The following is a 10,067-nucleotide window of genomic DNA, read 5'->3' on the forward strand; positions in this document are numbered from 1 at the left end:
TGTTCTGCCGTATTCGCGGTTACCTATCCACTCTACGCAAACAGGGGCATAACGTTCTGGATGCCCTCATGGGATTGTTCTCTGGAAACCCTATAACTCTCCTACCCCAGCCTGAGTAGTTACAATTTGGCTCGATATCAAGAATCTCTGAATCGGATTAGAGAAATACGATAAACGAATTATGTGAGAATTCTGAATTAATTGAGGCATTTACAAGTGATGTACATGGGGAAACAATTATGGCTATGAGTCGAACTTTGAAGCTGTTGGTTGTTATTCTTTGTTTTTTATTTTCATGTCTAGTGTTTCCCTCTAGCAATGCTCAGCAACTTAATTCAATGACTGTTGATGACTACTATGAGCAAGGTCTAATCTATTATGCTGAGGGAAACTGGGAAGAAGCGATCTCATCTTTTACGCAAGCAATTCAACTGGATCCCGATGACCATGATGCTCATTACCGCAGAGGGTTTGCCCACTGTAAACTCGCGAATGCCAAAGAGGCGAACGTTGATTTTGCTCATGCCACTGTTCTACATCCGCAAGCTATCTGTTTTAATGGAGTTTTTCGACTCAGCAACGGTGGTATGCAGCCATTGGCCAATCCCTTCGAATTAGAGAAACAAGGGCGTGCTTTTATGGGTGTAGAAGATTGGGATGCTGCCTTAAGAAAGTTGCAACAAGCTGCGAGACTTTTTAGAGCAAGAGCCGAAATGTCCGATTATCGAAGAGTATTGACTACTGCCAATCAATTGGCTCCTCAATAACCAAAGTAATTACAATCCTTCTTAAGTAGGCATGCAAAATTTCTTTCAAGAGACTTTGACTGAGTAGTCTGACTTTCGGTAGTTATTCAAAATCTGTTTTGTAAATAATTTTGCATAAGCACTTATTTACATTGAAAAGACCTAGTTATTGAAGTATAAAAGTAGGCAGAGTTATTTATCTAATTAGTTAAAGATGAACCTTAGGATACCTAAAAGGCTCTACGTATCAATAGTTTTAGGAATTATAGGGTTTTGCCTTACAGCCTATTTTTATATATGGGCTTTTTCTCCCAATGCCCAAAGTCAAACACCGCAGCAACTGATTATAGAACGTACAGCAGTAGATGAGTTTATTGAGGGGCTTTCTTTCACCACTGGAAATGCTGGGTTTGATCCCAATTTAGCAATAGCTAACTTTACTCAGGCTATTCAAATGGATCCCGATTATGCTGAAGCTTATTTTGAACGAGGGAGGGAGCGCTCTTATCGAGATTTGCACGGGGCTATTAAAGATTATAGTGAAGCTATTCGAATCAATCTCAATTATGCAGAAGCTTATTTCAAAAGGGCGGAAGCTTTTTATGGTCTTGAGGAAAACCAAAAAGCAATAAATGATTATAGCTCTGCAATTGAAATATCTCCACAGTTTTCAGATGCATATTTTCAGCGAGCTATTGTTTTAGGTGATTTAGGTGATTTAGATGCTGCAGTCAAAGACTTTGTTGAGGTCATTAAGTTAGACCCTTTTAGATTAGCATATCAGCAAGATAACCTTAAAATTGCATCTCGCCATAGAGATTTTATGCAAGAGAATCCTGATTTCGCTTATCTCTTTTATCAAAAACTTGCTCGCTTTTATTTGTCGAAATATGGAACAAATCCAGAGACGATAGATAATCTAGAGGATTTTCATCTTAGCCCTCAACTCTTAGAGAAATATCAGTACTTTAATGGAAAAATAAACACACCACGCTCTAGAAATAATATATGGTACGGTGCAGAAACACTGGATAAAGCCATTCAATATTTTTCAAATGCAATTTCCTATAATCCAGAATATATTGAAGCTTACTTTTACCGTGGATATATATACTTTCTAGAACTAGAAATCGATCAGAAAAATAACCTCTTAGAGGCGCAGAGAGCAATTTCAAATTTCACTAAGGTTTTAGAACTAAATCCTAAATTCTCTGATGCTTATTATTACAGAGCTTTAGTTGAATCAAGAATTGGGCAAGATGAGAAAGCTATAAAAGACATAGTTCAAGCTTTAGAGATAGAACCAGGAGCAGATATTGAGAGAGCAGAAGAATTTATCAAAGTGCTTTCTCAAACTCCTAATGACGTAAGCTCTTTTTTAGCTAGAGGAAAAGTTCGTTTTAAGCTCGAAGATTTTGTAGGAGCTTTGCGAGATTTCAGTCAAGTTATATATTTGAATCCTGAGATTGCTGAAGCATACTTCTATCGAGGTCTTATACGTAATACATTACCTGCTTTTGATTATGATTATAGAAATTGGGATACTACAGCTTCATATATTGACTATAGTAAAGCTATAGAATTAGACCCTAAATTTGTAGGAGCCTATTTTGAAAGAGGCTTTCATTCTCCTGACGGTCCTTTCGAGCGTATTCAAGCAACAATTAATGATATGTACAAAGCTTTGAATTACGCTCCAAACTTCGCAGAGGCCTATTACGCAATAGCAGAAGCAAAGGAATTCATATCATACTTTGAAACCGAAGAGATCTCTGAAGAACGGTTGAAAGAATATGTGCAAAGTTTTCCAGAAGAGTATACCGAAGCAATCAGATTGAATCATGATTTTGCTTTTACGTATTATCGAGCAGGAATTGGAACCTGTGGTAGTCGTGGTGTAATAGGTGACGTACGTAATAACCCTCACTTCTATCTAGATGTTGATAGTGGCTATTACTTTACATCTACTACATCCATATATGGTCTACATGAGCTTGGGAACGAGCAGGCAACAAAGCAACTCAGACTTAGTTCTGAACAGATTGACTCAAATGCTCAGAATTCTGATGTTTTTTTTAGCAGAGCATTTGCTTTTCTCAGACTTGGTAAACTTGATAAGGCTAATGAAGATTTTGCACAGGTACTTAAGCTTAATCCCCAGGATGCAGACGCATATTATGGTCAAGGATTAGCACAATATAGAAATGAAAACTATTCAAGTGCAATAGAAAGTCTTACGAAATCGATTGACTTTAATCCTTATCTTGCTGATACTTTTTTAATTCGTGGACTTGCTGAATTTGATCAACAGAATTATCAGAAAGCTTTAGAAGATTTAACCCAAGCTATTCGTTTAGATCCAGAATTTGCAGAAGCTTACTTTATTCGTGCACGAATTTACGAACATTTTGGTTATAAGAATGCCGCCATTGGTGATTATGGATGGTCAAACCTCCAATGGCCATGCTATCGAGGTTGTTGCGGTGGAGCTGGTATGCAAGGTAGCCCTGAAACTTTCTTAAGCCGTGGTCGAGCACTTGCTCGTAGAGGAGATAAACGCGCTGCACTGGAGAACTTACGTCAGGCTGCTGATTTATTTCAAGCTCAAGGGAACACAAGTCGTTATCAAGAAGTTCAAAATCTAATTCGGAAAACCCAGTAAAAATCAGTTTAACAACGGTTTTTAACGTAAATACTGTAAAGACTCAGATATCTTGATTGCCTCTTGCACGCTTATGTTGTCACAGCGGGATAAAGAGGAATAAACTCCAGAGCCTACAAACCGATAAAAAGGACCTGTGCCTAACCAATTTCCAAGAAGAGTAGGACGTGAAGATTCACCATAAATTCCATATTCTAGAGTACTTTCACCAAGCTCTTGCGAAGCAACAGAATAACTAGCCAACCCACTAGGAAGATCCCCAATTCCTCCATTAGTAGCCTCAATCGCAAAGCAAAAGCTTCGGCTAGTTTCAACATCATATTTTTGGAAGATGATACGGTAGCTCGCACCACCTACCCCTTGATAACGAGCTAACTCAGCGTTTACATACTCTAGATTAAACTCAGATGGAACGTAAGTTGGCATAACAACCTCAATCCCTGAAGCCTTTAATAGATTAACCTGAGGTTGTGTTAGCTGTGCTTCTTGAGGTAGCTGTTTTGTAGTTCTGTTTGTAGATTCAATATCCAAATTAGTTTGTTGTTTACCCGCCAAAGTGTTGTCAGAATCAAACTTTATAGTTACAGAATAAGAATCTTTCTTTATGGTTTGAGCAATACTTTTGGAAAAAGTACTATTCCAAAGTATTAAACAACCCAGTAAAGCTTTTGTGATCAGTACAATTGATATTTTTGCCATTTATCTAAAAATAATTCTGGCTCTTCCGGAATTCCCGTGGTTGTTACTAGATATAGTGTTTAGGTGAACGCGAACTGCTCATAGCCATTGATATCGAGGGTGAGCCGTTGAAAAATCTGAGCCACATCAAAGATGCCATAGCAACGGCGTTTTAGCACCTTGACCCGATTATTGAAACCCTCGACGAAGCCGCTCGTGAGTCCTTCGAGAAAGTAGTTGGTGATCTTGTCGAGCCAGGTTTCCACGGTTCCCAGAAAACCGTCAAAAGCCTCAATTCCACTCTTACGCACTCGCTTACACCAGGCGCGAATGGCACACTTGGCCCCGGACTTCGTGTAAGCTCCCTCAAATATCTGGGTCAATTCCTCTCGAAGTTGATAGGCTTGCTTGAGTTTTGGGGAATAGGTGAACAGTCTATCCAGTAAGGCTTGCTCCTCATCTTTGAGGCGGTCAGGCGATTTTCGAAAGGGCCACATCGCCCCCTTGAGTTGCTCATACTCGGCTTTGGAGAGTTCCTGTTTGAGCCGTTTGACCTCCTGTTTACGAACTGTGTCGGCACACCCACGGTAGGCCTTAGCCACATGAAATCGGTCGACGACGAGCTTCGCCCAGGGCAATTGGGCTTGAACTGCACCGACGAACCCTTGGTACATATCAGTGCAGACCCGCTTGATGGTGACCTTAAGCCGAAGTGGGATTGAGGCCAAGAAATCAGCCACGGTTTCTTTCTTGCGGTCTCCTAGCACCGCTAGCACCTCAACCCCGGTGGGCTCCAAGGGCGTTGTAATCAGAGTCACATAGTCACGATGACCTCGCTTGAGGGCGATCTCATCAATCCCCACAATCCCAAGGTGCTCGAACTTATCCCAATTGACCTGCCTCGTCACCCAACGATTGAGCACGCCAGTGACGATGTCATCACTGATATTTAACGTCCGGGCGACGTCCGAGACCGTTGAGTTGATCAGCATTCGTAGCAGCCACTGCTCGTAGGCCTTGGTGTTCGGACTGCGCTGCTGATACCAACTCAAGCGTTGGGTAGTGGTGGGTTTTCCCTCACAGAAATCACACCGGTAGCGTTTCGGGCGTAGCTCAATAAACACTGGCACCTCGAATAAGGGTAAGTGCCGCAGTCGAAGGGCTTTGTCAAAGCCATGAAAGTGTGTAATCTGACGCCCACATTGCCGACATTTCGTTCCAGGCTGTGTGCTCTCGACTCGGATCAGCCAATCGCCTTGCTCTGTCTTAGTGGTCTCTAAAACACGCACCTCTGGCAAGTCGAGGGGGATGTGAATTGAGTTATCCATAACAGGGAATAGGGGAGCGTAAACCTCAATTATCTCACAGGGGCTGGGCTGAACATAGCACTATATGTGGGGGGCTTTACGGGAATTCCGGAAGAGCCATAATTCTTGTATCATGATTCAGCTAACGTAAACCAGTTTACGGGGCACTTGGGGGGAACGCAATAGCTATTCATTCAACTGCACCAAGTGCCAACATCAAGTCTCGTTGTGCCTCCGTAAGCCCTCGGGCTCCATGAATATTAGAGCCTTCATAAGGTCCAGGCAAGGGTAACACAGCTAAACGCTCTTTTGTTTCAATGTCCCACAATTGGATAGTTGCATCACTACTGCCTGAAGCTAGCCATTGGCCATCAGAGCTGAAGGCTAGTGCCCTAACCCAAGCAGTGTGACCAGTAAATTTATGAACACATTGGTGTTGCTCGACATCCCATAGACGAATCGTTGTATCTCCGCTACCTGAAGCCAGCCACTGACCATCAGGGCTAAAGACTAATGCCCTAATCCAAGCAGTGTGATCAGTAAATGTATGAACACATTGACGCTGCTCAACATTCAACAATTGGATGTTGGTATCTATAGTGCCAATAGCTAGCCACTTACCATCGGGGCTAAAAGTAACTGCTCCAATTTTGGCAATGTCGTTGTTGAAAGTATGGACGCATTGCTGTTGTTTGGTATCCCATAGTCGAATATCTTTATCATCGCTGCCAGAAGCCAGCCATTGACCATCTGGACTAAAGGCAATTGAAGTAACTCTATCGGTATGCCCAGTAAATATATGAATGCATTGCTGTTGTTGGATATCCCATAACCGAATAGTGGCATCTCTACTGCCAGAAGCCAGCCATTGACCATCTGGACTGAAAGCAACAGACCAAACCTGATCAGTGTGTCCAGTAAAGACATGAGTACAATACTGTTGTTCGATATCCCAAAGTCTTACGGTAGCATCATCGCTAGCAGAGGCTAGCCATTGACCATTTGGACTAAAGACAATTTCTCTAACCCAATCAGTATGGCCAACAAGGTTATAAGCGCAGCGCTTTTGCTGCATATCCCATAACCGAATAATGGCATCACGACTTCCAGAAGCCAGCCATTGACCATTTGGGTTGAATGCCACTGACCAGACCCAATCAGTATGGCCGGTAAAAGTATGGACACAGTTATGACGCTCAATATCCCATAGGCGAATGGTGGCATCACGACTTCCAGAAGCCAACCATTGACCGTCCGGACTGAATATAACTGTCCCTACCCAGTCGTCAAAACCAGTAAATATATGGATACATTGGCCCTGTTGAACGTCCCACAAGCGAACAGTAGCATCACCACCTCCTGTGGCAAGCTGCTGACCATTCGGACTAAAGGAAACTGCATTAACTTGACCAGTATGGCCACTGATAGTACGAGAGTATTGGTTATGCTTAGCATCCCATAAGCGAATGGTGTTATCGCGACTTCCAGAAGCCAGCCACTGGCCATCCGGGCTGAAGGAAATTGACCAAACCCAATCAGTGTGTCCAGTAAAGACATGAATGCAATGTTGTTGTTTAACATCCCAAAGTCGGATAGTCGCATCACTGCTTCCAGAAGCCAGCCGTTGACCATCTGGACTGAAGCAAACTGAGTGAATCCAATCTGTATGACCAGTGAAGACATGAATGCATTGCCGCTGTTGGATATCCCATAGACGAAGGTTGTTATCGCCACCGCCAGAGGCCAGCCACTGGCCATCCGGACTGAAAGTGACTGATCTGACTGAATGTGCATGGCCTTCAAAGGAGTAGACACATAGCCTTTGCTCAATATTCCAAAGCCGTAAAGTTCCATCTCGGCTTCCAGAAGCCAGCCATTGACCATCCGGACTGAAGGTGACTGAACTGACTGAATGTGTATGGCCTTCAAAGGAGTGGATACATAGCCTTTGCTCAATATTCCAAAGCCGTAAAGTTCCATCTCGGCTTCCAGAAGCCAGCCACTGACCATCTGGGCTAAAAGCAACTGAATTGACTACGTCAAACGGATAGATGAGTGCTGGTTTAACAAATTGGGTATTGGTTAAATTTAGGGATTGGAGACGTGTTTCTTTCAAATATGTTTGCCTCAAAGTGAGTTGGGAAAAGTCGAGTTCGGCCACTTCAAACTGGTTTTGGCAGAGCATATTCAACAGATTTCCTGCCGCATAGCCGTGATACCAACAGGGGCTTTGTTTAACAGCTATCAGGTCACAATTTATTTGCGTTTCTAGATTGTCAACCCCAATTACAACAGGGTTTAGAATTAATCGAATCTGGGTTTCTCGTACATAGTCTTTGGCCATGGCTTTGAGCAACGCATGAGTGTGCAACAGGTCAAACTCCTGGGAGTTGATCTCTCGGCTAACCTGTTCCACAAATCGATTAGTGACAAACTCCATAATTACGTTTTGCAGAGTGAACTGCTTGCCCACGGTTTCTATCAGATAGCGATCGCACAACCCAGTTAACGCACTTCGTACATCTCGTTTAGCCACTGGCGGCAACAAATCTTCCATCAACTCCTCTATCCCAATAGGCTCACGGTTAATCGCGAGCCAGAACAAGATAGAACGCTCAAGCGGGGCCAGACGAGTTAAGTGCTGGTCTAACAGGCTGCGCACATCCTCAAGCGCTGCCCCCTCCTCTTCAAGAAAATCATCCACATCTCCTAAATACTCTCGCCGAATAGCCGTGGCTACCAGATGTAGTGCTTGAGGATTACCACTGTAGAGACGAATCAGTTCCTGCCCCTGATTATCTGCATCCTCTAAGTTCAATCCCTTTGCTTTCAGAATTTCCTGTCCAGCTTCGGAGTCAATACCCTCTACTGACCACAAACGTACAGGAAGATGCGCCCCTGCCATCAGAGCCAACTCACGAGGACATTCGCGACTGGTCAGCAGCAGACAGCTTTGATGTTCCGCTTCTCCAATTCGGTGAATTAGTTCCCCGTAACTTTCATACCCATTGCGAAATTGTCCCGCCGATTCCGCCTGCAGAATCGATTCCAGGTTATCCAATACCAACAAGCAGCGATGCTCTCGCAAATAGTGAAGCAGACGAATGATACGTTCTCCCAGGCGCGTTGGCAGGTTTATCTCTGTTTCCTGCTGGTCAGATAGAAACTGAATCAACCGCACCAGAATTTCATCTAATGGTGGCGCTTCTCGCAGACTACGCCAGATGACATAGTCAAACTGCTCGTAAATCTGATCAGCCAGCTTTGCGGCCAGGGACGTTTTGCCAATGCCACCCATTCCTAGCAGTGTCACCAGTCGGCACTGCTCTGTCATTACCCACTGGTCCAGAGTCACTAAATCCTCTGTGCGCCCAAAGAAAATCGCTGTATCTGGTTTCTCACCCCAGTCGATTTTGGGCGTTATGCAAGTACCTTGAGAGGCTAGCTCACTTTCCGATGATGATGGGGGCAACTCAGGTAGGCCATAGTCAGCAGATTCCAGCGATAACTCAAACGCTTCGAATAGAGTTCGTACTGATACTTCATCCACATGGGCGGTGCGATCGCGAATTTTCTTAATGGTCTTAATGCTAAGATTGGCCCGTTCCGATAGTTCTGCCTGAGTAAAGCGCTTGCCGTATTTTTCGTCGTTTTGAGCGGTTGCGATCTCAGCTTCGAGCCGTTCTATCCCTTGCTGGGTTAGCACAACGCCTCGATATCGCTTGGGGGATCGGCTCATGGGTCTAGTGAGGTAGATGGCAACTTTGAAAAATCGGAAACTTAAAGGAAACTTTCCGGCACCTTATCCGATAATAAGCGATTGCCATAGACTTTGATTTTGGGCTGTAATGCTTATTTGCAGAGGGTTTAGGGAAACCAAGTCAAAAATTCTGCCAACTTTCTCTTAAGCCTCCGAAGATCCCTCGAATCAAAAAGGATATTCCCGCATAGTAAGCCTATCGACTTCATTTGCAGGAACATTATTATGAACGGCTTAATCCCTTTCCCCAGCCAAGAACTATCACTATCCCAAAGAAAAGGCAGGATTGATCGCCAAGTCACAGTCCAAAATCCTGGACGGGTTTATTTCTATACCACTTACTGGCCTGCTCGTCTATCTCAGACCGCTACACTTAACGAACTAAACCCTGGTGACCAGGTCGAAGTAGTTGGTCGAGAAGGACTTACGCTCCTGGTTAAGCCACTCCTTCAACGGAGCGAATTGTCATGAGACGGCAGCAGAGCAGCAAGTGGTTGATGATGCTAGCCATCAGAGCAGTCAAGTATTTCCTGCTAAGTGTTGCAGGTTGCACGATCTCTTATATGGCTTCAATTGTTCTGGAAATGAGCTTTATTAGTGCAGTTGTTATCGTTCTTCTGGAACAGATTCTGGCACGAGCACTGATTTTATTGCTCTGTTTGCTGGCCATTACAGTAATCACTGAATCATTGCGTTACTGAATAACCGTCTACCTGTAAACACTGCTAAGAAGTATCCTTCTCAAAGGAAACCAAGAAGAGATCGGCAAACTATATTCACTGATGCGTCGTAACTACTCAGGCTTAAAAAATTAGAGAGTTTTCCCAGGTTACAGAGATTATCAGCTAGCGTAATCCAAATATAGGAATTGGTAACCTCCTTGAGCAAGCCCAAGGGTCGCATCAAACTCAGTG

7 protein-coding genes are annotated in these 10,067 nt (G+C 43.7%); 4 read left to right on the forward strand and 3 right to left on the reverse strand.

Annotated features, from left to right (window positions below; genetic code table 11):
* Positions 1-239 precede the first annotated feature (239 nt).
* Positions 240-767 (forward strand): tetratricopeptide repeat protein, encoded by a 528-nt coding sequence (locus tag VB741_RS13645; protein WP_323365734.1) that lies wholly within the window; start codon positions 240-242, stop codon positions 765-767.
* Positions 768-960: 193 nt separating this feature from the next.
* Entirely contained in the window at positions 961-3,408 is a 2,448-nt protein-coding gene (locus VB741_RS13650) for a tetratricopeptide repeat protein (protein ID WP_323365735.1), read from the forward strand.
* A 21-nt stretch (positions 3,409-3,429) separates the two neighbouring features.
* On the opposite strand, the gene VB741_RS13655 is transcribed toward VB741_RS13650, so the two are convergent.
* The 3 genes from VB741_RS13655 to VB741_RS13665 form a co-directional block, all read right to left on the reverse strand.
* On the reverse strand, positions 3,430-4,107 hold the full coding sequence (locus VB741_RS13655; protein WP_323365736.1) for a hypothetical protein: 678 nt from the start codon (positions 4,105-4,107) through the stop codon (positions 3,430-3,432).
* A gap of 59 nt (positions 4,108-4,166) precedes the next feature.
* Positions 4,167-5,414 (reverse strand): ISL3 family transposase, encoded by a 1,248-nt coding sequence (locus VB741_RS13660; protein ID WP_323365737.1) that lies wholly within the window; start codon positions 5,412-5,414, stop codon positions 4,167-4,169.
* A gap of 169 nt (positions 5,415-5,583) precedes the next feature.
* Positions 5,584-9,132 (reverse strand): NB-ARC domain-containing protein, encoded by a 3,549-nt coding sequence (locus VB741_RS13665; protein WP_323365738.1) that lies wholly within the window; start codon positions 9,130-9,132, stop codon positions 5,584-5,586.
* A 246-nt stretch (positions 9,133-9,378) separates the two neighbouring features.
* Between VB741_RS13665 and VB741_RS26410 the strand changes: the two genes are divergently transcribed.
* Both VB741_RS26410 and VB741_RS13670 read left to right on the forward strand, forming a co-directional pair.
* On the forward strand, positions 9,379-9,624 hold the full coding sequence (locus VB741_RS26410; protein ID WP_442786359.1) for an NfeD family protein: 246 nt from the start codon (positions 9,379-9,381) through the stop codon (positions 9,622-9,624).
* Positions 9,621-9,854: a hypothetical protein gene (locus tag VB741_RS13670; protein WP_323365739.1), complete on the forward strand. Its 234-nt coding sequence runs from the start codon at positions 9,621-9,623 to the stop codon at positions 9,852-9,854. The genes VB741_RS26410 and VB741_RS13670 overlap by 4 nt, the downstream gene beginning before the upstream one ends.
* Positions 9,855-10,067: the final 213 nt, after the last annotated feature.

Origin of the sequence: Leptothoe sp. PORK10 BA2 (assembly GCF_034932105.1) — a bacterium.
GTDB lineage: Bacteria > Cyanobacteriota > Cyanobacteriia > Phormidesmidales > Phormidesmidaceae > Leptothoe.

Excerpts from the sequence above, each read along its gene's own strand:
- VB741_RS13670 (WP_323365739.1), top strand. The coding sequence starts at position 9,621 with ATGAGACGGCAGCAGAGCAGCAAGTGGTTGATGATGCTAGCCATCAGA.
- VB741_RS26410 (WP_442786359.1), top strand. The coding sequence starts at position 9,379 with ATGAACGGCTTAATCCCTTTCCCCAGCCAAGAACTATCACTATCCCAA.
- VB741_RS13660 (WP_323365737.1), bottom strand. The coding sequence starts at position 5,414 with ATGGATAACTCAATTCACATCCCCCTCGACTTGCCAGAGGTGCGTGTT.
- VB741_RS13645 (WP_323365734.1), top strand. The coding sequence starts at position 240 with ATGGCTATGAGTCGAACTTTGAAGCTGTTGGTTGTTATTCTTTGTTTT.
- VB741_RS13665 (WP_323365738.1), bottom strand. The coding sequence starts at position 9,132 with ATGAGCCGATCCCCCAAGCGATATCGAGGCGTTGTGCTAACCCAGCAA.
- VB741_RS13650 (WP_323365735.1), top strand. The coding sequence starts at position 961 with ATGAACCTTAGGATACCTAAAAGGCTCTACGTATCAATAGTTTTAGGA.
- VB741_RS13655 (WP_323365736.1), bottom strand. The coding sequence starts at position 4,107 with ATGGCAAAAATATCAATTGTACTGATCACAAAAGCTTTACTGGGTTGT.